Annotated in this window: 22 protein-coding genes; 14 read left to right on the top strand and 8 right to left on the bottom strand. The window is 63.1% G+C overall.

The genetic code is table 11. The features are described from left to right. Positions 1-31: 31 nt before the first annotated feature. Entirely contained in the window at positions 32-1,000 is a 969-nt protein-coding gene (locus P3T40_RS35340; protein WP_429272347.1) for an alpha/beta hydrolase, read from the top strand. Between the two features lie 27 nt (positions 1,001-1,027). Here P3T40_RS35340 and P3T40_RS35335 read toward each other — a convergent pair whose 3' ends face one another. From P3T40_RS35335 to P3T40_RS35320, 4 genes are all read right to left on the bottom strand, one after another. Beyond that, positions 1,028-1,858 (bottom strand): NRDE family protein, encoded by an 831-nt coding sequence (locus P3T40_RS35335; RefSeq protein ID WP_429272346.1) that lies wholly within the window; start codon positions 1,856-1,858, stop codon positions 1,028-1,030. Positions 1,859-1,946: 88 nt separating this feature from the next. Then, the gene (locus P3T40_RS35330; protein WP_429272345.1) at positions 1,947-2,372 is read right to left on the bottom strand and encodes a PIN domain-containing protein; all 426 of its coding nucleotides are present in this window, start codon (positions 2,370-2,372) and stop codon (positions 1,947-1,949) included. Then, a complete protein-coding gene (locus P3T40_RS35325; protein WP_429272344.1) occupies positions 2,359-2,592 on the bottom strand; it encodes an AbrB/MazE/SpoVT family DNA-binding domain-containing protein in 234 nt (77 codons plus the stop codon). The genes P3T40_RS35330 and P3T40_RS35325 overlap by 14 nt, the downstream gene beginning before the upstream one ends. Positions 2,593-2,663: 71 nt before the next feature. Further along, positions 2,664-3,716 carry a YgfZ/GcvT domain-containing protein gene (locus P3T40_RS35320; RefSeq protein WP_429272343.1) on the bottom strand — a complete coding sequence of 351 codons (1,053 nt, stop codon included), beginning with the start codon at positions 3,714-3,716 and terminating at the stop codon, positions 2,664-2,666. A 78-nt stretch (positions 3,717-3,794) separates the two neighbouring features. On the opposite strand from P3T40_RS35320, the gene mltG reads away from it, so the two are divergent. The 10 genes from mltG (at position 3,795) to P3T40_RS35270 (ending at position 13,517) form a co-directional block, all read left to right on the top strand. Next, positions 3,795-4,805 (top strand): endolytic transglycosylase MltG, encoded by a 1,011-nt coding sequence (gene mltG, locus P3T40_RS35315; protein WP_429272342.1) that lies wholly within the window; start codon positions 3,795-3,797, stop codon positions 4,803-4,805. Continuing rightward, the gene (gene tmk, locus P3T40_RS35310) at positions 4,805-5,425 is read left to right on the top strand and encodes a dTMP kinase (protein ID WP_429272341.1); all 621 of its coding nucleotides are present in this window, start codon (positions 4,805-4,807) and stop codon (positions 5,423-5,425) included. Before mltG ends, tmk begins: the two co-directional genes overlap by 1 nt. A gap of 93 nt (positions 5,426-5,518) precedes the next feature. Next, positions 5,519-6,556 (top strand): DNA polymerase III subunit delta', encoded by a 1,038-nt coding sequence (locus tag P3T40_RS35305; protein ID WP_429272340.1) that lies wholly within the window; start codon positions 5,519-5,521, stop codon positions 6,554-6,556. A gap of 246 nt (positions 6,557-6,802) precedes the next feature. Further along, complete coding sequence (locus P3T40_RS35300; protein WP_429272339.1) at positions 6,803-7,309, top strand: N-acetyltransferase family protein; 507 nt, start codon at positions 6,803-6,805, stop codon at positions 7,307-7,309. A 73-nt stretch (positions 7,310-7,382) separates the two neighbouring features. After that, positions 7,383-8,174 carry a TatD family hydrolase gene (locus P3T40_RS35295; protein WP_429272338.1) on the top strand — a complete coding sequence of 264 codons (792 nt, stop codon included), beginning with the start codon at positions 7,383-7,385 and terminating at the stop codon, positions 8,172-8,174. Between the two features lie 51 nt (positions 8,175-8,225). Beyond that, positions 8,226-8,975: an ankyrin repeat domain-containing protein gene (locus P3T40_RS35290; protein WP_429272337.1), complete on the top strand. Its 750-nt coding sequence runs from the start codon at positions 8,226-8,228 to the stop codon at positions 8,973-8,975. Between the two features lie 147 nt (positions 8,976-9,122). After that, positions 9,123-9,479: a Rap1a/Tai family immunity protein gene (locus P3T40_RS35285; protein WP_429272336.1), complete on the top strand. Its 357-nt coding sequence runs from the start codon at positions 9,123-9,125 to the stop codon at positions 9,477-9,479. A 157-nt stretch (positions 9,480-9,636) separates the two neighbouring features. After that, complete coding sequence (gene otsA, locus P3T40_RS35280; protein WP_429272335.1) at positions 9,637-11,049, top strand: alpha,alpha-trehalose-phosphate synthase (UDP-forming); 1,413 nt, start codon at positions 9,637-9,639, stop codon at positions 11,047-11,049. 28 nt (positions 11,050-11,077) lie between these two features. Beyond that, positions 11,078-12,241, top strand: a complete 1,164-nt coding sequence (locus tag P3T40_RS35275) for an AAA family ATPase (RefSeq protein ID WP_429272334.1) — start codon at positions 11,078-11,080, stop codon at positions 12,239-12,241. A gap of 205 nt (positions 12,242-12,446) precedes the next feature. Further along, the gene (locus tag P3T40_RS35270; RefSeq protein WP_429272333.1) at positions 12,447-13,517 is read left to right on the top strand and encodes a glycosyltransferase family 4 protein; all 1,071 of its coding nucleotides are present in this window, start codon (positions 12,447-12,449) and stop codon (positions 13,515-13,517) included. A gap of 88 nt (positions 13,518-13,605) precedes the next feature. On the opposite strand, the gene P3T40_RS35265 is transcribed toward P3T40_RS35270, so the two are convergent. The 3 genes from P3T40_RS35265 to P3T40_RS35255 form a co-directional block, all read right to left on the bottom strand. Then, positions 13,606-14,193, bottom strand: a complete 588-nt coding sequence (locus P3T40_RS35265) for a BPSL1445 family SYLF domain-containing lipoprotein (protein WP_429272332.1) — start codon at positions 14,191-14,193, stop codon at positions 13,606-13,608. Between the two features lie 407 nt (positions 14,194-14,600). Next, complete coding sequence (locus tag P3T40_RS35260; RefSeq protein ID WP_429272331.1) at positions 14,601-15,047, bottom strand: hypothetical protein; 447 nt, start codon at positions 15,045-15,047, stop codon at positions 14,601-14,603. A 233-nt stretch (positions 15,048-15,280) separates the two neighbouring features. Continuing rightward, positions 15,281-15,568 carry a PsiF family protein gene (locus tag P3T40_RS35255; RefSeq protein ID WP_429272330.1) on the bottom strand — a complete coding sequence of 96 codons (288 nt, stop codon included), beginning with the start codon at positions 15,566-15,568 and terminating at the stop codon, positions 15,281-15,283. A 446-nt stretch (positions 15,569-16,014) separates the two neighbouring features. On the opposite strand from P3T40_RS35255, the gene P3T40_RS35250 reads away from it, so the two are divergent. After that, the gene (locus tag P3T40_RS35250; RefSeq protein WP_429272329.1) at positions 16,015-16,311 is read left to right on the top strand and encodes a YciI-like protein; all 297 of its coding nucleotides are present in this window, start codon (positions 16,015-16,017) and stop codon (positions 16,309-16,311) included. 533 nt (positions 16,312-16,844) lie between these two features. Further along, complete coding sequence (locus P3T40_RS35245) at positions 16,845-18,029, top strand: DUF6566 family protein (RefSeq protein WP_429272328.1); 1,185 nt, start codon at positions 16,845-16,847, stop codon at positions 18,027-18,029. A gap of 76 nt (positions 18,030-18,105) precedes the next feature. Here P3T40_RS35245 and P3T40_RS35240 read toward each other — a convergent pair whose 3' ends face one another. Further along, on the bottom strand, positions 18,106-19,626 hold the full coding sequence (locus tag P3T40_RS35240) for a mannose-1-phosphate guanylyltransferase/mannose-6-phosphate isomerase (protein ID WP_429272327.1): 1,521 nt from the start codon (positions 19,624-19,626) through the stop codon (positions 18,106-18,108). A gap of 610 nt (positions 19,627-20,236) precedes the next feature. Here P3T40_RS35240 and P3T40_RS35235 point away from each other — a divergent pair. Then, complete coding sequence (locus P3T40_RS35235; RefSeq protein ID WP_429272326.1) at positions 20,237-21,634, top strand: undecaprenyl-phosphate glucose phosphotransferase; 1,398 nt, start codon at positions 20,237-20,239, stop codon at positions 21,632-21,634. The last annotated feature ends 47 nt before the right edge of the window (positions 21,635-21,681 follow it).

The raw sequence follows: 21,681 nt of genomic DNA, 5'->3' as shown, positions 1-21,681 counted from the left end.
CCCATGGCGCGCTCGCGCCGCCTGACGCACGATGCCGTTGAATCCGAAGCTCAAGCAGGTGCTCGACATGATCGCGCGGGCGAAGAACCCGTCGTACCACGAGCTCACCGCGCAGCAGGCGCGCGCCGCTTACGAGATGAGCGCGCCCATTCTCGAGATTCCCAGCGCGCCGATGTTCTCCGTCGAAGACCTCGCGGTCCCGACGCGCGACGGTGCGACCATCCGCGCTCGGCTTTATCAGCCGTCTGAGCCGAGCTGGGCGGAGCCCGCGCCGTCGCTTGTCTATTACCACGGCGGCGGCTTCACGGTCGGCAGCGTCGACACGCATGACGCGCTGTGCCGGATGTTCGCACGTGACGCGCAATGCGCCGTGCTGTCGGTCGACTATCGGCTCGCACCCGAACACAAATTCCCCACTGCCGTGCATGACGCGTTCGACGCGTTGAGCTGGCTGCACGCGAATGCCGGGTTGTATGGCGTCGACGCCGGACGCATTGCCGTTGGCGGGGATAGCGCGGGCGGCACGCTCGCCGCGGTCTGCGCGGTGCTGGCGCGCGACGCCGGTCTGCCGAAACTGGCCTTGCAGTTGCTGATCTATCCAGGCACGATCGGGTATCAGCAAACCGATTCGCACGCCCGGCTCGCTGATGGCTATCTGCTCTCAGGGAAGACGATCCAGTGGTTTTTCGAGCAGTACGTCCGCGACCAAGGCGATCGCGACGACTGGCGCTTTGCGCCACTCGACGGCACGCGCGGCGCACCTGCGTTCAACGGCCTCGCGCCGGCGTGGATAGCGACGGCGGAATACGATCCGCTGAGCGACGAAGGCGTCGCCTACGCGGAGAAGCTGCGCGCGGCGGGTAACGAAGTCGCGCTCAAGCGCTACGCCGGCATGATCCACGAGTTCTTCAAGATGGGCGGCTTTGTGCCCGATGTGGCGCAGGCCCATTTTGATTCCGCGAGCGCGTTACGCCTCTCGTTTGGGCTTGATCCTGACTGATTGCTGAAGCTGAAGCCGAAGCGCGCCTCAGCGCTCGATATTGAACGCGAAACTACGCTCGAAGTCACCAGGCCGAACCACACGATGCGAGCCGTTGTCGTCGCTGCGTTCGGCGACGGCCGCGCTGAGATGCTCGCCATGCGTGGAGTTCGCCACCACCCTCAAAGCGGTCGTACCCCGCGTGCCGTATTCGGGCGACTCGATAAACGCCGCCGACAGCACCCGTTCGCGTTCGAGCGGAATACCGGTCGACGGCAACTCGTCGTCGCGGGCGAGCCGCGGATCGCGCATCAGATCGATGAGCCGCTCGAGCGGCACAAGCGGATCCACGGCAAGCAGCGCCCCTAACTGCGAACGCTTGCGCACGAGCTTGGGCCACGGTGTGTCGAGCACTGCGTTGGAGATGCCATGTGTGCCGGCCGTGAGCAACGCAGGACCTGCGGGCGAGCGGTTGCAATACCAGCCAAGCTCACGCCGCGACCAGTCGCCGACCAGCAGATTAAAACCGTTATAAATGTCGCCGTCCTTGGCGACTTGCTGCAGGTAGTCGAGCGGCGCGAGCTGGGCGGACGGTTCGCCCAGCAGCCAGTTGCTCACCAGCGTGCCGCGCGTGGGCGCGTCGGGGCGCATTTCGTGCGGTGCCCGGTAATTCGTCAGCGCCGCGAAACGGCCGTCGCGCGTCATGCCGAGCCAGGTGCCGCCGCCCACCAGATCGCGTCCGGCGAGCAAAGCCGGCGCCTCGGACCACCAGTGCATCGGCTCCGCCGTGCGGCGCAAGAACTCGTCGCGGTTGGCGGCAAGCGTAAAGAGCGGTCCGTCGACCGCATCGGGCCGCCAGTCGAAGACGATCAGGCACATCGGGGGGAGTCTCCCGCGGTGGGGTAAGCGCGTTCAATGCGGCCATCCGGTCGCAGATTCAAGGCAGCGGCGACCTCGGTGAGCGGGCTCAAGATGCCGGCGACACCGGTGCGGCGAACGGATTGCGAATCCGCAACTGCTGGTCGACCAACAGTCCGTTCTGCATGTCCTCGGAGTACAGGGTTTCGCATCCGCTCTCCAGCGCAGCGGCGACGATCATCGCGTCGTAGACGCTCAACCCGTAACGCTGTGCCACCAGCCTGCCGCGCTCGTGCATTTCGACGGTCAGAGGCTCGACCGAGCACAGGGATCGTATGAGCGACCGCACTTCATCAAGCTGGGCCCAAGGCATGGCCAGCTTGCGGCGGGCCACATTGGCGATTTCGTTTAACACCTGCACGCTGATCCGACCGCCGGCCCGCACGGTGGACTCGGCCCGGTCGGCTTTGGCCGCATCGGCCGATAGCAGGTAGAGCAACACGTTGGTATCGATGAACGCTTTAGCCGCGGGCATTCGCGTCGTCCCGGTCGAACGTGAAATCGGCGGGCAACGTGCCGCGGAACGCGCGCAGGCGAGCGAGAAATTCCTCGCTTCCGGGCTTCTTGCTTAACTCGAACACTCGGACATCGGCAATGCGTACTTCGATGTCATCGCCTTCGTGTAACGCCAGTGCTTCGACCACCGAAGCAGGCAGCCGAATGGCCAGACTGTTTCCCCACTTTGAGACTTGCATGGCGCGACTCGCTTGATTGATATACATATGGCAAAGTATATCAATCAAGCGGCACCAGCGCCAACGCCGCTTCAAACCTCAGCGGGCAGCGCGTACGGCAGCGGCAGGAAGTTCAGCGCCGGACCCTCGGCGGCGCCCAGATGAACCGAACCCGTTTCAAGGGCCGCGAGCTTGACTTCCACGAGCACATCCACGCCGCCATCCGGCGCCGACGCTGCATTGACGACCATGCCACAAGGCTGACCCGGATCGTCCGAGTGGAACACTTCCGCACCCGGCAAGACCGTATCCAGTTCCTCCGCGACGTTCGCTAGCGCCGTGCGCCGCTTGATCGTGCCGCGGTACTGGCTGCGCGCGACCACCTCCTGGCCCGGATAGCAGCCTTTGCGGAAATTCACGCCGCCGAGCACGTCGAAGTTGACCATCTGCGGCACGAACTGCTCGACCACCGGCTGGGTGATACGCGGCTCGCCCGCGCGGATATCGAGCCAGTCCCACACCGCCGCCGAGGCACGCGTGAGCTTGCCTTCGAGAAGCGGCAAGCGCGCTTCGACCTCGGCTTTCGGCCCGACCCATAGATAACGCAGGCGCCCGAGCGCGTCAGGCACGCGGATCAGCGCGCCCGCCGGGCCGTCCACCTTGATGTGCACGCCATCCGGCACCGCGTCGAACACACCCGAGAGCGCCTTGCGCACGTCGCCCGCGAGACCCACCACAGCCAGCTCGCCGCTAGCATCCGTGAGCTTCGCCTTGGCGCGCAGCACGAACATCGACAGACGTTTTTGCACCGCCGCCTGGACGTCCTTCGACACCAGCAGCCGGATCGTTTCCCCGCTGCGCCAGCTCAGAAACGATGCCAGCAAACGGCCCTTGGCCGAGCAATAGCCGGACAGACGGGCGGTGGCGGCCTCCAGGTGCTGGGTATCGTTGGTCAGCTGGCTGTGCAGGAAGCTCGCCGCATCGTCGCCGATGGCGTCAATGACGCCGAATTGCGTGAGCGGCATATATGCGCCGCGTGCAGTCACCGCGTCGAATTCCTCGCGCGTGGGGCGCGGCAGCAAGGGGAGCGTGACCGGTGTGGCGGCAGCAGCGGTGCCGGGAGCAGAAGCGAGCGGTGCGTTCATGGATTCACAGAGCAGTCAATTCTGACTTTAGCTAGGGCAAGCTTGTATTATATGAGGTCCACCCCAGCCACGTTTCGCATGTCCCTTCTGAAGAAATGTCTCATTGCCGGCACGATCGTCGTTGCGCTGGCCGCAGCCGCTGTTGCCGGCGGATATCACTGGGCCAACACTCCCATCAGCCTGACACCCCCGCAGCTCGACGTCACCGTCAAACCGCATAGCAGCCTGCGCAGCGTCACGCTGCAGCTGAACCGCGGCGGCGTGCCGGTCGAGCCGGAACTGTTCGTCATGATGACGCGCCTGCTCGGGCTGCAAAGCCAGCTCAAATCGGGCAACTACGAGTTCAAGAGCGGCGTGACGCCCTACGAAGTTCTGCAGAAGATCGCTCGCGGCGACGTCAACGAATACGTCGCAACGATCATCGAAGGCTGGACCTTCAAGCGCATGCGCGCCGAACTGGACGCCAATCCGGCGCTGACGCACGATACTGTCAGCATGAGCGACGCCCAGCTGCTCACCGCAATCGGCGCGCCGGAAGCGTCGATCGGCAACGGAGAGGGGCTGTTTTTCCCGGACACGTATCTGTTCGACAAGAACACCAGCGACCTCGACGTCTACCGCCGCGCCTATCACCTGATGCACGAGCGTCTCGACGAGGCGTGGATGGCACGAGCGCCGGGCCTGCCGTACAAAACGCCTTATGATGCGCTGACGATGGCGTCGATCATCGAAAAGGAAACCGGCAGGCCATCGGACCGGCCGATGGTCGCGGCGGTGTTCGCAAACCGCCTGCGCGTGGGCATGCCGCTGCAGACCGATCCGACGGTGATCTACGGCATGGGCGACAGTTACGCCGGGCATTTGCACAAGCACGACCTGCTGACCGACACTCCCTACAATACCTATACGCGGATGGGCCTACCGCCAACCCCAATTTCGTTGCCGGGGGTCGCGTCGCTGCAGGCGGCGCTCAACCCGGCACAGACCACCGCGCTGTACTTCGTGTCGCGCGGCGACGGCAGCAGCATTTTTTCTGACACACTCGGCGATCACAACAAGGCCGTCGACAAATATATTCGAGGGCAATGATGGCGCGGGGCAAATTCATCACGTTCGAAGGCATTGACGGAGCGGGCAAGACCACCCATCTCGCGTGGTTTCGCGAGCGCCTCGAACTGCACATCGCGCCGAGCGGCCGGGCGGTCGTCATGACGCGCGAGCCGGGCGGCACCGCTCTCGGCGAGTCACTGCGCGAGATCCTCCTGCATCAGAAGATGGACCTCGAAACCGAGGCGTTGCTGATGTTCGCGGCGCGCCGAGAACATCTGGCCCAGGTGATCGAGCCGGCGCTGGCGCACGGCGACTGGGTGCTGTCGGACCGCTTCAGCGACGCGACCTTTGCCTATCAGGGCGGCGGCCGCGGCCTGCCACGCGACAAGCTGGAAGCGCTGGAGCGCTGGGTGCAGGGCGGTTTCCAGCCGGACCTGACGCTGCTGTTCGACGTGCCGCCCGATACCGCCAGTGAGCGGCGCAGTTCCGCGCGTGAACCGGACCGCTTCGAGAGCGAATCGGACGCGTTTTTCACCCGCACGCGGGCCGAGTATCTGCGTCGCGCGGAAGAGGCGCCGTACCGGTTCGCTATCATTGACTCTTCGCAGAGCATTCCGCAGATCCAGAAAAGACTCGAAGAGTTGATCACAACGCTTTGATTTTAAATAAATATAAACGCCAGTCATAACAGGTCGACAGCTCGCGTAGTGCTTGAGAAAATGCTGTCAACCGATTGAATTAAAAGAGAAAAGATGATTTATCCGTGGCAAGCCGATGACTGGAACCGTTTGCAACAACTGCGCGGGCATTGGCCGCATGCGTTGTTGCTCCATGGGCAGGCGGGGATCGGCAAGCTGCGCTTTGCGCAGCATCTGGCGCAAGGCCTGTTGTGCGAGGCGCAGCTTCCCAATGGCGAACCGTGCGCTACCTGCGCCGCCTGTAACTGGTTTGTGCAGGGCAACCACCCGGACTACCGGATTGTCGTGCCGGAGGCGCTGGCCGCAGAAGCGGGCCTCGCCAGTGCGGCCGCGGACGAAAAAGCCGAGAAGGCCGACGCCGACGACGGCAAAAAGACCCGCGCCCCAAGCAAGGAAATCAAGATCGAACAGGTGCGCGCGTTGCTGGACTTCACCGGCGTGGGCTCGCACCGCGGTGGCGCGCGGGTTGTCGTGCTGGCGCCAGCCGAGGCGCTCAACGTCGCGGCGGCCAACGCGCTTCTGAAGACGCTCGAAGAGCCGCCTGCGGGCGTGGTGTTCCTGATGGTCTCGGCGCGCATCGACCGCCTGCTGCCCACCATCATCAGCCGCTGCCGCCAGTGGCCGATGACGGCGCCCGCGGCGGATGTCGCAACGCCGTGGCTGGCCGCGCAGGGCGTGGCCGATGCACCGGCGCTACTGGCCGAAGCGGGCGGCGCGCCGCTCACCGCGCTGGCGCTGGCTAGCGACGAAAACCGGACGCTGCGCGACTGGACCCTCAAGCAACTCGCCGCTGGCCCGCAGTGCGACGCGTTCGCATGCGCCGAAGCGCTGCAGAAGCTGCCGGTGCCGCTCGTGCTTGGCTGGCTGCAGCGCTGGCTGTACGACCTGCTCGCACAACGCACCGCCGGCGCGCCGCGCTATTTTCCGCAGGCGGGAGCGGCGCTCACGCGCTGCGCCGCCCAGGCTGATGCCACTGCGTTCGCCCGTTACACGAGAAGCGTGACGCGTCAGCGCGCGGTGGAGAATCATCCGCTGAACGCCCGCTTGGTCTTCGAGGAGCTGTTTATCGGCTATCGCGACCTGTTCGCCTAAGCATCGTTGATGCTGGCGCGCGCCTTTTGTCCGGTCCTTGGCCCTTGGCCCCGGTCACGGCGCCCAACCCTGGCCCTGGTCCCGGTCCGGGCACTCGGCTCCAGCCTTGGCCCTGACCTTGACCACCGGCTGGACTGCGCCGCGTCGGCCGCTTTGCCGCCAATCCGCCGCGCGATTGACACCCGATTTCCTTTTGATTGATCCCCGCTTGAACCCTGATTGATACCAGACAACTTCACCGCCACCATGAGCCTTTCCTACCGCGATGCCACGCTCGACGACCTGCCCGCAATCGTCGCCATCTATAACTCAACAGTGCCGTCGCGCCAGGTCACGGCCGATCTGGAGCCGGTGAGCGTCGAAAGCCGGCTCGGCTGGTTTCACGCGCACGGGCCGGAAAAGCGGCCACTGTGGGTGGTCGAAGGGGAAGGCCGGGTGATCGCGTGGCTGAGTTTCTCGGATTTCTACGGCCGCCCCGCGTATTCGCATACGGCCGAGGTCAGCATCTACCTGGACGAGGCGGCCCGCGGCAAGGGCCTCGGCAAGCAGTTGCTGGCTGCGTCTCTGAAGGCCGCGCCGGCGCTCGGCATCGACACCGTGCTGGGTTTCATTTTCGGCCACAATGAAGCGAGCCTGCGCCTGTTCCGCAGCTTCGGCTTCGGTGATTGGGGCGCGTTGCCGCGTGTCGCGGTGCTGGACGGCGTCGAGCGCGACCTGATCATTCTCGGACGGCGACTCGAGCCCGCTGCCTAACGTCTGGGCTTGACCCCGCCCGCTCCCGCTTCAGACATTCAGACCACCACCGGATTCATCGCAGGACGCCACCATGTTTGTAGACTCGCACTGCCACATCAACTTTGAAGGACTCGCCGACCGCCTGCCGCAGGTCATCGAGAACATGCGCACCCATTCGGTCACGCATGCGCTGTGCGTGTCCGTCGACTTCGAATCCCTACCGTCCGTGCTGGCGGTCGCCGAAGCGTATGAGAACGTCTACGCGTCGGTCGGCGTGCATCCGGATCATGAGGACGCACAGGAGCCGAGCGTCGCCGAACTGGTCGAGTTGGCCCGACACCCGAAGGTAGTCGCCATCGGCGAGACGGGTCTTGACTACTACCGCCTCGAAGGCCGCGCGATCGCCGATATGGAATGGCAGCGCGAGCGCTTTCGCACCCATATCCGCGCCGCGCATGCAACGGGCAAACCCCTCATCATCCATACCCGCTCGTCGGCGGAAGATACGCTGCGGATCATGGCCGAGGAGCGCGCGGGCGAACCCGGCGGCGTAATGCACTGCTTTACCGAACCGTGGGCGATTGCCGAACAGGCGCTGGCGCAGAACTTTTATATCTCGCTCTCCGGCATCGTCACGTTCAAGAGCGCGACAGACGTGCAGGACGTGGCGCGGCGTGTGCCGCTCGAGCGGCTCCTGATCGAAACCGACTCGCCGTACCTCGCGCCCGTGCCTTATCGCGGCAAGCCGAATGAACCTGCGTACGTAAGTTATGTCGGACGCTTCATCGCGCAACAACGCGAGATGCCGGATGCGGCGCTGGCCGCCGCGACGACGGAAAATTTCTTCCGGCTCTTCAGGATTCCCGCATCGGCCGGTGCGTGAAGCTGAAATCGAATATTATCAACAGGATAGGGACGCTTCCTAAAGCTATATATGAACAATTACTTGACTCAGACCCACGCCCAGATCGCCTCGTCGCCCGCTACCAACCGCACGCGGAGCCTCTCGTCGCTGCGGCGCGGCGCTGCTCGCGTCGCCCGGCTGGCGCTGGCCGGCGGCTTCGCCTGCGCGGCATTCGCTGCGCTGCCGGTTCAGGCTGCGCCCGCTGACACGATGATCAAGGCAGTCAAGTTCGACGATGTCAACGAAGTCAACAAGCAGCTCTCGCACGGTATGGACCCGAATCTGACCGACGACCAAGGCATGCCGCTGCTGGTGCTGGCTGCCCGCGAAAAGTCGGATAAGGTCGCCGCCGCGCTGGTCGCCAATCCGAAGACCAACATCGAGATTACGGATAAGGCCGGCGAAAACGCCATGATGCTCGCCGCGCTGAATGGCGACATGGACATGGTGCAGCTGCTGATTTCGAAGGACGCCGAGGTCAACAAGAAGGGCTGGGCGCCGCTGCACTACGCGGCCGCCAATGGTCATGACGACATCGTCAAGCTGCTGCTGGATCATTCGGCCTATGTCGACGCCGGCTCGCCGAACGGCACCACGCCGCTGATGATGGCCGCGCGCGGCGGTCACATCTCGACCGTGAAGCTGCTGCTCGATAACGGCGCGGACCTGAACGTGAAAAACCAGATCGGCATGAACGCGCTCGACTTTGCCAAGCAGTACAAGGAACCGGACGTCGTCGAGGGGCTGACGGCGCGCATGCAACAAACGCAGCCGAAGTAACCCGGCAGAAGCAATCCTGCAGAAGGAAGGCAGCCGGCATGCTTCGCATGCCATAAAAACAGTGCAGAATAACGGTTACGGCGCGCTTTGGGGCGCGCCGTTTCTATGCGGCAGCAGACCGCTCGATAATTACCTGGAAGGATCACCATGCTGCGGGCTTTGATTTGCGCCAGCGCGCTTGCCGTACCGCTAACGGCAGCCGCGTTCACGGGAGGCGACCTCAACAGGCTGTGCGAGAAAACGGATGTAGCGTCACGAAGTGCCTGCGCCGCGTATGTCGAAGGCGCGGCCGATGGCGTCTTCAATACGATCGACGCGATCGGCGGCACCACCGGCCCGCGGGTCGGCCAGTATTTCTGCCTGCCGCAGGACGCCCGTTCGCAACAGTTGACCGATGCGGTGCGCAAGTACATCGCGGAGAATCCGAACGCCGTCGGCTATAACGCCAGCACAGCCATTTCATTGGGGCTCGGCAAGGCGTTTCCCTGCAGGAGCGGCGAGTAAGACTGCCTGCGTTGAAGCCCGGCCGGTCGCGCCGGGTTTATGCCTGGCCTGCAACTGATCCTCCTCAAGACGGGTCGAAGTGTCATTCTGACCTGACAAGCGAACCTGGGCGGCGCGCCGGCATGGCCGTTGCCCCGAACCGAGGAGGACAACAGACATGGGCCGACTGATCGTCGTGTCGAATCGCGTCGCAACGCCGACGGAAACCAAAGGGTCGGCGGGGGGGCTTGCGGTTGGCGTATTCGGCGCACTAAAGGACGCGGGAGGCGTGTGGTTCGGCTGGAGCGGCGATGTGGTCAGCGAGACCGTGGCCAACGCCGGCCCGACGCTGGAACAGGAAGGCGCGGTGACGTTCGCCACCGTCGGCCTCACGCGCAAGGACTACGACCAGTACTATCGCGGCTTTTCGAACGCGACCCTGTGGCCGGTCTTTCACTATCGCAATGATCTCGCGAAGTATGAGCGCGAGGAGTACGCGGGCTACCGGCGCGTCAACGCCTGGCTCGCGCACCGCCTGATCAAGCTGCTTGAGCCCGACGACGTGATCTGGGTGCACGACTATCACCTGATTCCGTTCGCCGAAGCGCTGCGCTCCGAAGGCATCACCAACCGCATTGGCTTTTTCCTGCATATCCCGTTTCCCGCGCCGCAGATCCTGCTCAATATCCCGCCGCACGAAGAGCTGGTGAAGTCGCTGTGTTGCTACGACCTGCTCGGCTTCCAGACCGCCACCGACCAGGAAGCGTTTCACGACTACCTGGTGCGCCACGCTCGCGGCAGCGTGAGCGCAGATGGCCACGCGGAGGCCTTTGGGCGCAAGCTGCGCACGGGTGTCTACCGGATCGGCGTGTTCCCCGACGAAATCGCCGAACAGGCGCAGCGGTATGAGAGCCGCCAGCACGTGCTGGACCTCAAGCAGAGCCTCGAAGGCCGCAAGCTGATCATGAGCGTCGACCGGCTCGATTATTCGAAAGGCCTTATCGAGCGTTTCCGCGCCTTCGAGCATCTGCTGGAGCGCTCGCCCGAATGGCGCGGCAATGTCACGCTGGTGCAGATCGCGCCACCCACTCGGTCCGATGTCGCCACCTACCAGCAGATCCGCCAGGACCTCGAATACGAAGCCGGGCGCATCAATGGCCGCTATTCGGGCCTCGACTACACGCCGATCCGTTATCTGAATCAGCGTTACGACCGCTGGAAACTGATGTCTCTGTTTCGCGAGTCGCAGATCGGCTTCGTTACGCCGCTGCACGACGGCATGAATCTCGTCGCCAAGGAGTATGTGGCGGCGCAGAACCCCGACGATCCGGGCGTGCTGGTGCTGTCGATTTTCGCGGGCGCAGCGGCGGAACTGACCGGCGCGCTGCTGGTGAATCCGCACGATTCAGTAGGCATGTGCGAGGCCCTGCAGCGGGCGCTCTCGATGCCGCTCGAGGCGCGCCAGCGCCGTCACGAGATCAACATGGCCGCGCTGCGCGAGAACGATCTCGGCGTATGGCGCGACTCGTTCCTGCGCGACTTGCGCAGCGTGCCGGAGCATGGAGCGGGTGCCGCGGGACGGTCGTCCTGATGCGGGCGGGCTTGCGGGCGGAGGCGTCATGCTGAGCGCGCTCGCGATTGCCAACTATCGCTCGCTTCGCGAATTAATTGTGCCGCTTGGCGCGCTGAATATCGTCACCGGGCCGAACGGAAGCGGCAAGTCCAGCGTGTATCGCGCCTTGCGCCTGCTGGCGCAGACGGCGCGCGGTGGCGTGATTGGCTCGCTGGCGCGCGAAGGCGGTCTGCCGTCGACGCTCTGGGCCGGTCCCGAGCGTTTCTCGCGCGGCATGCTGACGGGCGACCAGCCGGTGCAGGGCACGCGCCGCAGCGAGCCGGTCAATCTGCGGCTCGGCTTTGCCAGCGATCAGTTTAGCTATGCGATGGATCTCGGCTTGCCCACGACCAAGGAGACGGCGTTTGCGCTCGACCCTGTGATAAAGCGCGAATGCATCTGGAGCGGCCCGCTGCTGCGGCCGTCGGCGCTGCTGGTAGACCGCCAGGGCGCGTCGATCCGGGCGCGTGATGACAGCGGCGAATGGCAGACCATTCCGCAGCCAGTCGCCACTTTCGACAGCATGATGACGGAGTTCTCCGACCCGCGCAACGCGCCGGAAATGATCGCGGTACGCGAGCAGATCCGTTCGTGGCGCTTCTACGACCATTTCCGCACCGACAGCGAGTCGCCCGTGCGGCTGCCGCAAATCGGCACGCACACGCCGGTGCTGAGCGACGACGGCGCCGATCTCGCCGCCGCGCTGCAGACCATCCGCGAAATCGGCGATCCGGTCGCGCTCGATGCCGCCATCGACGACGCGTTTCCCGGCTCGAGCGTTTCAGTCGCGAATCTCGAGGGCCGCTTTGAAGTAACGATGCATCAGCACGGGCTACTGCGCCCGCTGAAGGGCGCGGAGCTGTCCGATGGCACCTTGCGCTACCTGTTGCTGGTGGCTGCGCTCCTGACGCCGCGCCCGCCCGCCTTGCTGGTGCTGAACGAACCGGAAACGAGCCTGCATCCCGATCTGCTGCCGGCGCTGGCGCGGCTGATCGCGGGGGCCGCACGCCATTCGCAGGTGGTGGCGGTTTCCCATGCGGCGCGCCTGATCGCGGCGCTCGAACGCGAGGACGGCAGTCAATCTGTCGTGCTCGAAAAGGAACTGGGGGCAACGCGGATTGCCGGCGCGGACGACCTCGATATGCCGCCGTGGAAATGGCCGGGGCGGTGACTGCAGCGCTGGCGGCTTTGGCGGTGCTCCATGCCGCGGATGTTTCCTGACTGTAACAGCGCAAAGGAATTGAAAGGTTTAGGTTTTTTGGGGACGTAATCGGCAATAATGCGAATGAGAGGCTAATGCAAGCGGCTAATGCAGGCTAGCGGCAGGCTAATGCAAATACAGGCCGTAGAGGCCGACAGTTTCACGGAGACAGTCGATGAGAATTGCTCAGATCGCCCCCTTGACGGAATCGGTGCCGCCCAAGCTGTACGGCGGGACTGAGCGCGTCGTGTCGTACATTACCGAGGCGCTGGTCGACCTCGGCCACGATGTGACGCTGTTCGCCAGCGGCGACTCGGTCACCAGCGCAAAGCTCGAAGCGGTGTGGCCGCGCGCGCTGCGGCTCGATCCCGGCATCCGCGACCGTATTGCGCCGCATATGCTGCTGATGGAGCTGGTGCGCCGCCAGGCCGATTCGTTCGACGTGCTCCATTTCCACATGGATTACTACTCGTTCTCGGTGTTCAAACGCCAGGACACGCCGTTCGTCACGACCCTGCATGGCCGGCTCGATTTGCCGGAGCAGCAGCCCGTCTTCGACACCTTCAACACCGCGCCGGTGATCTCGATTTCGAACTCGCAGCGCCAGCCCTTGCCGCAGGCCAAATGGCTGACCACCGTCTATCACGGGCTGCCTGAGAATCTCTATACGCCGCAGCCGGTCGAACAGAAGTACCTGGCGTTTCTCGGCCGTATCTCGCCGGAAAAACGCGTGGATACGGCGATTCGCATAGCCGGCCGCTGCGGGCTGCCCATCCGGATCGCGGCGAAGGTCGACTCGGCCGACCGCGAGTACTTTGATCGCGATATCAAACCGCTGCTGGATCTGCCGTATGTCGAATTCATCGGCGAGATTGCCGACGATCAAAAGGCCGAATTTCTCTCGGGCGCGCATGCGTTGCTGTTCCCGATCGACTGGCCGGAGCCGTTCGGCCTGGTGATGATCGAGGCCATGGCGTGCGGCACGCCGGTGATCGCCTTCAATCGAGGTGCTGTACCGGAAGTGCTGGACGACGGCGTGACGGGCTTTATCGTCGAGGACGAAATCGGCGCTGTGGCCGCGGTGAACCGTCTGCACAAAGTGCCGCGGGCAGGCGTGCGGGCGTGCTTCGAGGCGCGCTTTACTTCGCACCGGATGGCGCAGCAGTATGTCGACGCGTACCAGTCGGTGATTCGCGCGCAGAAGCGCTCGCGCTTCAAGGTGATCGATACGTCTACGCCACGCTGAGCGCAGCGTCTCTCGCGGCAAGAAAAAACGGCGATGCCAGACGCATCGCCGTTTTGCGTTGGGACCTTACGTCCCCCATGCCGTGTGCCTAGATCTTCAGGCGCGACACCTTCGTACCGTTGATCGAAATGTCGCCCATCAAACCGGTGTTCGTCATCACGAACACTTCGACCGGCGCGGTGGCCGTGGTGGTGTCGATAGAGCCGTTCGCGCCCATCTTCACGAGGGCAACCGAAGCGTCGCCGCCTGCGGACCAGCCGTCGGTATTGCGGAATTTGTCGAGCGCGTCCTGAGTCATGAACAGGAAGATGATGGCCTTCGACTGCGCACCGGCCGTCAGACCGAACGAGCCAGAGACCGTACTGTAATAGCCGACCGTGCTGCCGCCGACTTTCAGCGAACCCTCGCCATACTGGCCGCCGACGATCAGACCCGCCTGTATGACCGACGGGAACACGAGCACGCCACGCGCCTTCGACACGAGCTCACGTGAACCGGGCACCGTCTGGAAGAGGCGCGACATCGTGCCGTCGACACTGGCGTCGATCGACTGACGCTTCGACATGTTGGTCGATGCGTTATCGGGCGTGCCCGACGACGTGGTACATCCAGCGAGTGCAAGGCCTCCGAAAGCTAGCGCAACGGTAGTCTTCAGCATGAAGTTTCGTCTTTGCATCGTTTTTCTCCATCACGGTTCCTGGGCGCAGCCTCTGCCTGCTGCTGGGCTGCCTGATTAGTTATATCACACGCAGGCTTAAAGGGTGCAAACCCTCGCAGCCCGCGAACCCTTATAGGACGGGCGTTTGCGGCCAATCTGTAAAATCTGTTGGGTAACTATGACCGAACGCAACACACCCGCTGAAGCGTATCGCTCGCTTGAGGCGCCATGGATTTTGCGCCGCTCGCGCGTCTTCCCAGCAACCGTGCGGCAAGCTCCAGGCAACTGCCGTCTCACCACTTTTTACCGATTTCGGGCGGGCGTAGAGCATATGAAATAAAAATGAAAGAATTGTGCGAATGTGTTGCACGGATGCCGCAACGCGGTATCGCAGCCAGAGGGCGAAGGAAGTGGCGCGCCGGCATTCAATGATTGGGTGTGCTTTTGACGGACGGCGGCCGGCGCAGCGCCCGGCGAATCCCGCCAATCACCATGCCGATCAGAAACAGCGTGACGGCCGGCACGACCCAATAACCGACAAATGCGTGCCACAGATAGGCGGCGAGCGTACTACGGCGCAAGGTGTATTCGTCGCGCGCTTCCTGCTGGCGGGGCGCGTTGGCGGCCAGCACGTCCGCCGGGCAGCCTGCCGCGCGCGCCTCGTCGGGCTCGCCACGGCAGTGGGTGGCGGCGCCTGCGGCGCGTTGGGCGTCGGTGAGATCCCAGGTGGTCAGTGAGTGTTCGAGGTCGACGGCGTTATAGGCCATCTCCTCCTGAATTTCGCGCACCGCGACAATCGCGACCGGCACCGCCCAAAAGACGATGACAACCAGCCACCGCCTGAACCAGCGGTTTTTGTGTCTCCATACCATCCTTGCCTCCGTTCAATGCTCTATGGCATCAACGACAAGATGGCGGCCCTATGGCGCATGTGTTTTATAGACGGGCCGTCTCCGCAGCCATCATAGAAGAAAATGCCGTATTCCGGCGAACGGACTTTGAAAGCTGGCGGAGGGCTAGGGAAGCGGCCGGGCTGGCGGCGCGGGGAGGGGCGCGAGTGCCCGAACGTCGCTACGGTGGCCGCGACGCCCAGGCCGGCTCAGGTTTAGCTCTTGTTGCTCAGGCATGACGACATGAAGGCCTTGCGATCGTCACCTTTCTTGCCGGCGGCTTGCACGTTGCAGGCCTTCATCTTGTCCTGCTGGGACATGGGGGCGGCGGCGGGTTTCGCCGACAGGCACGATTTCATGAAGGCCTTGCGGTCGTCGCCTTTCTTGTCGCCGGCCTGCTGGTTACAGGCGGTCATCTTCGACTGCTGGCTGTTCTGGGCGAAAGCGGGCGACGCCAGCACGGCGCCGAGGAGGAGGGCAGCGAGAGCGGATTGGATCTTCATGGGACACTCCGTCGGTGGTGAAACTGTTATGGGTAGTCGTACAACCGGGTCACAGGCATCCGTTTGCCCATCGCCGTCGCTATTATGGCAAAACTGTCAGGTAAAACGGATGACGCTGTCGGCTGGTTGACAGGCGCGGGGACGGATTTTCCCCTACGTGTGCGACGGATTGTGGTAGCGGGGTGATAACCCCCAGGGCGCGTCTGTTTAGCGCTGGGAGCGAAAATGTTATGGAATCCATATCGAATAAGGAAGTGTAAGTCTCTTTTCTTCGGGCTTATTTCGGCTTCGCGGGGACTTGCACGCTGCGCACATTAGCATCTCAGTCCATTCGCTTCGCTGCCAATAAGAATTCGGCAGAAAATTCCGTAAATAATGTAATGCCGAAAAATTGACACTATTGACTCGATGCGATTCTTTTGTTGTGTAATTCGTGAGGCGTAACCATGCACTATCTATTGATCTATGACTTGACTGCGGACTATCTCGAGCGCCGCGCCGCGTGGCGAGACGAGCATCTGAAGCTCGCATGGGCCGCGGCTGCGCGCGGTGAATTGCTACTGGGCGGGGCGCTCGTCGAGCCGACGGATCAGGCGATGTTGTTGTTCGAAGGCGAGTCGCCCGTTGTCGCCGAGGCGTTTGCAAATGCGGATCCGTACGTGCGCGAGGGGCTCGTCACGCATTGGCGCGTGCGTCCGTGGATGACGGTGGCGGGTGAGCACGCTTCGAATCCGGTGCGTTGAGCCGCTGCGCTGGCGTTCGCCGAGGCGTGCGTGAAAGCCGAGTTGGAAGGGCGCACAACGGTGTGATCGACCTGCGCGGCACGGCAATTCGCTGCTCACACTCACGCCTCACCCGCGATAAAAAAAGCATAAAAATCTTGAGCCGTCTTTACATCGGAATTCGGCGATTTATCCACCACAAGGCTCTGCGCGATAGCCGAATGTGCTGTTGACACTGACAGGATTTCTGCGGCGACATTGGAAATTCAACGTGACAAAAAGAACAAGATTGTTTCCATCCGTAACAACTGTCATTGTCATATTCATGCAAACCCTGGTGGTGGTATGCTTCCTGCACAAAATCTCCAATGCACGGGTGAGACCACGTTTCGTGCTTCGCGGTGGGGAAGGCCCGCACTATCACAGTGCGACATACGCCATTTAGCCGGAACGTAAATACATATTTGTGCAACCGAGGGCACTCCACGAATCGTGAACGCTGAATTCGTGAGCGGCCCAACGCCGCAGCCTGGCCAGGCTGTGTGGAGAACCGCATGTTTTTCGATGAGCTAAGCAATGACGAATGGGCGCTGCTCGCGGCGCTTGTTTCCGATGAGCCGGCGGTCCGTTTGAATCGACGCGGCCGGCCGCGCGCCGAGCCACGCGTCGTGGCAAATGCTGTCCTGTGGATTCTGACCACCGGTGAGCCCTGGTCGAAACTACCAGGCCGCTATCCGTCGGGTCCAACCTGCCGGCGCCGTTTTGAAGAATGGCAATTGAACGGCACGCTTGCCGAGATGATCCGGCTGTTGTCGCAGACGGGCCGCACCTTTGTCTATGTTCCGCAGGCGTCGCAGCCGGTGGCGGCGAAACCCGCTGCGCAACCGGAAGTGGTCAGCGTGCGTGAAGACAGTCTGCGCGGCGTGTCCTGGAAGAGCCCCGAGTCATGGCAGACGCCTGCTGGCGTAACCAATGGCTTGCGCTCGCTCGATCCGCTCGCCGACATGACCCGCCAGCTGTCCGGCGCGCTGCCTCACGAAGCGCCGCGTGCCGAGCCGCCTGTCAGCCGGACGGTCGAGCTGGGCGGCGTGACCCCGCACCGCGACCATCCACGCAGTCCGCTGCCTATGAGCGTCGCGGCGCGTGGCGTGCAGGTCGTCGACCGGCGCGGCTACGTGATCTACGTGGCGGCCGAGCGCGTACCAAATGCGATGTATCGCGCCTGGGCGGAGATCGAACAGGACGGTCGTCGCGTCGAGCGCTCGGGCCTTGTCGGCCCACGTTTCGCGGATCCTGACGAAGCGCAGGAATACGCGCTGGAGTGGGCGCGTCAATGGATCGACGGGCAGTGCCGGATGTTGAGCGTAGCGCAAAATGCACCGGCGCCAGTGGGTTACGCGCGGCCTTTGCCGGGCCTGCGTACGATGCCGAATACGCCGACCGTCGGTTCCGCGGGGGTACATGCCGATGGGCCTGGAAGCGCTCCAATGAGCGGCCAGGCGGGTGGTCAGATGAGCGGTCAAGCCGGTGGACAAGCGAATGCACAAACAGGCGGCCACATGGCGAAGCCGCTAAACGGGCCAATGAGCGGCCCAATGAGCGGCCCGCTGACCGGTCCGCTGCATGGCCCGGCCAGTGCGTTGCGAGCCCCGCTGCGCCGCTATCCTGGCGAAGCAACCACGGACAACACGGCCGAACGATTCCCGACGGCCTCAGAGCTCATTTCCCACGCAGGGTGAGCCAAAGAGCAGCCCGCGGCCGGTAGGAGCAACCGCCGCAGGATCAGTATCGCCAGCAAGTGAATCGCCGCAGCGTTCATTGCCGTCCGTAGGTGTCGTCGAAGCGCACGATGTCGTCTTCGCCGAGATAGGAGCCGGACTGCACCTCGATCATCTCCAGCGGCATCTTGCCTGGGTTCTCGAGACGGTGAGTAGTGCCAAGCGGGATATAGGCCGACTCGTTTTCGGAGACGATAAAGCGCTCTTCACCGCGCGTGACGAGTGCCGTACCGCGTACGACGATCCAGTGTTCGGCGCGGTGATGGTGCATTTGCAGCGACAGCCGTGCCCCAGGATTCACGACGATGCGCTTGACCTGAAAGCGCTCGCCACTATCCACCGAATCGTAGTGGCCCCACGGGCGGTGAACCTTGCGATGGTTCGCCGCCTGTGGACCGCCTTCGGCGCGAATCCGGCCGACGATCTTCTTCACGTCCTGCACGCGCGATTTGTCGGCCACCAGCACGGCATCGGCGGTTTCGACGATCACGAGATCCTGCGTGCCGACGCACGCGATCAGCCGGCCCTCGGAATGCGCGAAGGTCGACGCCGAACCTTCGAACATCACGTTGCCGCGGGCCACGTTGTTGGCTCCGTCCTTGGAAGAGATCTGCCAGATCGCGTCCCACGAACCCACATCCGACCAGCCCGCCCGCAACGGTACGACGACACCCGAGGCGACCGACGGCGCGCTGCCGAGCTGCTCCATCACCGCATAGTCGATTGAATTCGACGGCGAGGCGCTGAACGCTTCGCGCTGCAGGCGGAAGAAATCGCCATCGGCTTTGCCGCCGGCATAGGCCGCTTCGCAGGCCGCGAGAATCGCCGGCTGAAAATGCCCAATTGCGGCGAGCCACGTCGAGGCCCGCATGATGAAGATGCCGCTATTCCACCAGTACTCCTGAGATTCGACATAACGTTGCGCGAGTTCGAGGTGCGGCTTTTCGACGAAGCGGTCGAGGTTGTGTGCATCGAGCGTGCCGGCACGGCCAAGCGGTGCGCCCAGGCGAATATAGCCGTAACCGGTTTCCGCATGGGTCGGGACGATCCCCATCGTGACGATATGGCCTTCGTGCGCGTGCTGCACGCCTGCAGCGACCGCTGCATGGAACGCTTCGACATCGGTGACAGCGTGGTCGGCGGGCATCACCACCATGATGCCGTCGTCATCCTGCGCGGCAATCGACAACGCCGCGACCGTCAGCGCGGGTGCGGTGTCGCGTCCGGCGGGTTCCAGAATGAGCCGGCTCGCCTTGCCGCTGGTGCGTAGTTGCTCGGCGGTCGTGAAGCGATGTTCTTCATTCGCGACCACGATAAGTTGATCGGCGAGCGGGTGTCCGGCGTCGAGCGCGTCGAGCCGGCGGGTGGTGGACTGCAGCAGCGAGTCGGCGCCCAAGAGGCCGATCAGCTGCTTTGGATACTGCTCGCGCGACATCGGCCACAGACGGGTGCCGGAACCGCCCGCCAGGATGACGGGATGAACCTTCAGCTTGACCTTCAGGGATGCGGCGGCGTCTGGCCGGGTGTCGGCGACGGATGCCGTAACCGTTGCTGTCATGGTGATGTACTCCTCGGGGCTGGGTGAGTGCGTTGAGTTTTATCATGGCGTAAATAGCCAATAAAAGATCGTTAATTGGATCTTTCAGAAAATTAATTGGAATCCGGCATAAAAAATCGCCGAATAATTTCGGTTTTATTGCAAAGCGCCGGAAAAATAAGAAAATAATGGCCAAAAAATTGCGAGAATTTTTAAGCACGGTGCCTTGCTGAAAAAAGGGGCAGCAGGCAGGCATCGCATGCCATGCAAGGTCTGCGGGCGAATCGTACGTACGGGCCCGGCGTAAAGGCTCTCTGCGAATAAAAAGTCGATCATTTCGGCAATAATTTCCGAAAAAACCACAGAAAAATCTAGCAGTTTTGACCGATACATTTTGAGATATTTTGCGATCTTGCAGTGCGATTTTTAATGCCGCCTTATCTAGTCCTGTACGGGTATTCACTCATTCGGACTCACGCTTTTCGAATTGGCTCGATAAGCCGAGGTACGCATCCATTTGCAATTGCGCGAGGGTGCGCGAGGTGAATGCCGGGAGCCGATGCCTTTCACGCGGTGCACACGCCCGCTTACTTCACGGATGGAACTTGACTGACGAACTGAGGTGCAGCGCATGCTGAGCGTTCTATCGAGAATCATCGACATTGCCATGGTCGCACTGGGCGCGCTGATCGCAGCGGCCGTGCACAACGGGCAATGGGTGTGGCTGGACGACATGCAGAGCGTCTCGCTCGCGTTCGATTGCCTGCTGGTGGTGGTGTTCTTTCCCGCGCTGGGTATCTATCAGTCATGGCGCGGCAAGCCGCTGATGGACCTGCTGTTCCGGGTCTCGGGCGCCTGGGTGATGGTCGAGACTACCGGCGTGCTGATCAGCTTCAGCCTGCACCGCTCGGACATGCTGTCGCGCCTGTGGCTGCTGTACTGGGCGGCCGCGACCATCGTGCTGCTGATCGTCACCAAGGCGCTGGTGTATTCGGTGCTCAAGGGTCTGCGCCGCGAGGGCTTCAATCACAAGGCCGTGGCGATCGTCGGCGGCGCGCCGTACGGCAAGTTCCTGATCGAACAGATGCGCAGCCGCCCGGAAGCAGGCTTCAGTCCGCTGGTGGTGTACGACGAGGACGGCCCGGTCGATCCTTACCAGGATCCCGACGCGGCCCAGGCAGTGGAGGGCGTGCCGGTGGAGCGCGACTTCGCCACCATGATCCAGCTCGTGCGCGACCGGGCGATTCGCGAACTGTGGCTCGCGCTGCCGATCTCGAAGGAGAAGACCATCCATCGCTTCGTGATGGAGCTGCGCAACGACTTCGTGAACATCCGCTTTATTCCGGACGTGCGCAGCCTGACGCTGTTCAGCCAGCCGATGGTCGATCTGCTCGGCGTGCCGGCGATCAACCTCGCGGCCTCGCCGATCACCGATCTACGGGTGCTGCCCAAGCGCGTGTTCGACCGCCTGTTCGCGTTCGGCGCGCTGACTGCATTGGCTCCGCTGATGCTCGTCATCGCTGCGATGGTCAAGCTGTCGTCGCCGGGACCGGTGTTCTTTCGCCAGAAGCGCAAGGGTATCGACGGCAACCAGTTCGAGATCTACAAATTCCGCTCGATGAAGGTGCACGCGGAGGTGGCCGGCAAGGTGACCCAGGCGACCCGGCGCGACCCGCGCATTACGGCAGTGGGCGCATTCCTGCGCCGCACCAGCCTCGATGAGTTGCCGCAGTTCATCAATGTGCTGCGCGGCGAGATGTCGGTGGTGGGGCCGCGTCCGCATGCGCTCGAACACGACGACATCTACAAGGATCTGGTGAAGGGCTACATGCACCGTTACCGCATCAAGCCGGGCATTACCGGCTGGGCGCAGATCAACGGCTACCGGGGCGAGACCGACCGCATCGAAAAGATGATGGGACGCGTGAAGCTCGACCTGTACTACATGCAGAACTGGACCTTCTGGCTCGACATCAAGATCGTCGTCCTGACGTTCTGGAAGGGCTTTGTCGGCAGCAATGCTTACTGAACTACGAAACAAATAAGCAGGCCTAAGCGGGCGCCGGAAAGCATGAA

Source organism: Paraburkholderia sp. EB58 (genome assembly GCF_050436665.1).
In the GTDB taxonomy this organism is placed as follows: domain Bacteria; phylum Pseudomonadota; class Gammaproteobacteria; order Burkholderiales; family Burkholderiaceae; genus Paraburkholderia.
The sequence above is the reverse complement of the archived record's forward strand: the minus strand, read 5'-3'. Positions and strand labels throughout refer to the sequence as shown.

Excerpts from the sequence above, each read along its gene's own strand:
- P3T40_RS35245 (WP_429272328.1), top strand. The coding sequence starts at position 16,845 with ATGTTTTTCGATGAGCTAAGCAATGACGAATGGGCGCTGCTCGCGGCG.
- mltG (WP_429272342.1), top strand. The coding sequence starts at position 3,795 with ATGTCCCTTCTGAAGAAATGTCTCATTGCCGGCACGATCGTCGTTGCG.
- P3T40_RS35335 (WP_429272346.1), bottom strand. The coding sequence starts at position 1,858 with ATGTGCCTGATCGTCTTCGACTGGCGGCCCGATGCGGTCGACGGACCG.
- P3T40_RS35330 (WP_429272345.1), bottom strand. The coding sequence starts at position 2,372 with ATGCCCGCGGCTAAAGCGTTCATCGATACCAACGTGTTGCTCTACCTG.
- P3T40_RS35300 (WP_429272339.1), top strand. The coding sequence starts at position 6,803 with ATGAGCCTTTCCTACCGCGATGCCACGCTCGACGACCTGCCCGCAATC.
- P3T40_RS35250 (WP_429272329.1), top strand. The coding sequence starts at position 16,015 with ATGCACTATCTATTGATCTATGACTTGACTGCGGACTATCTCGAGCGC.
- otsA (WP_429272335.1), top strand. The coding sequence starts at position 9,637 with ATGGGCCGACTGATCGTCGTGTCGAATCGCGTCGCAACGCCGACGGAA.
- P3T40_RS35325 (WP_429272344.1), bottom strand. The coding sequence starts at position 2,592 with ATGCAAGTCTCAAAGTGGGGAAACAGTCTGGCCATTCGGCTGCCTGCT.
- P3T40_RS35340 (WP_429272347.1), top strand. The coding sequence starts at position 32 with ATGCCGTTGAATCCGAAGCTCAAGCAGGTGCTCGACATGATCGCGCGG.
- P3T40_RS35240 (WP_429272327.1), bottom strand. The coding sequence starts at position 19,626 with ATGACAGCAACGGTTACGGCATCCGTCGCCGACACCCGGCCAGACGCC.
- P3T40_RS35270 (WP_429272333.1), top strand. The coding sequence starts at position 12,447 with ATGAGAATTGCTCAGATCGCCCCCTTGACGGAATCGGTGCCGCCCAAG.
- P3T40_RS35305 (WP_429272340.1), top strand. The coding sequence starts at position 5,519 with ATGATTTATCCGTGGCAAGCCGATGACTGGAACCGTTTGCAACAACTG.
- P3T40_RS35235 (WP_429272326.1), top strand. The coding sequence starts at position 20,237 with ATGCTGAGCGTTCTATCGAGAATCATCGACATTGCCATGGTCGCACTG.
- P3T40_RS35265 (WP_429272332.1), bottom strand. The coding sequence starts at position 14,193 with ATGCAAAGACGAAACTTCATGCTGAAGACTACCGTTGCGCTAGCTTTC.
- P3T40_RS35320 (WP_429272343.1), bottom strand. The coding sequence starts at position 3,716 with ATGAACGCACCGCTCGCTTCTGCTCCCGGCACCGCTGCTGCCGCCACA.
- P3T40_RS35275 (WP_429272334.1), top strand. The coding sequence starts at position 11,078 with ATGCTGAGCGCGCTCGCGATTGCCAACTATCGCTCGCTTCGCGAATTA.
- P3T40_RS35255 (WP_429272330.1), bottom strand. The coding sequence starts at position 15,568 with ATGAAGATCCAATCCGCTCTCGCTGCCCTCCTCCTCGGCGCCGTGCTG.
- P3T40_RS35260 (WP_429272331.1), bottom strand. The coding sequence starts at position 15,047 with ATGGTATGGAGACACAAAAACCGCTGGTTCAGGCGGTGGCTGGTTGTC.
- P3T40_RS35295 (WP_429272338.1), top strand. The coding sequence starts at position 7,383 with ATGTTTGTAGACTCGCACTGCCACATCAACTTTGAAGGACTCGCCGAC.
- P3T40_RS35285 (WP_429272336.1), top strand. The coding sequence starts at position 9,123 with ATGCTGCGGGCTTTGATTTGCGCCAGCGCGCTTGCCGTACCGCTAACG.
- tmk (WP_429272341.1), top strand. The coding sequence starts at position 4,805 with ATGGCGCGGGGCAAATTCATCACGTTCGAAGGCATTGACGGAGCGGGC.
- P3T40_RS35290 (WP_429272337.1), top strand. The coding sequence starts at position 8,226 with ATGAACAATTACTTGACTCAGACCCACGCCCAGATCGCCTCGTCGCCC.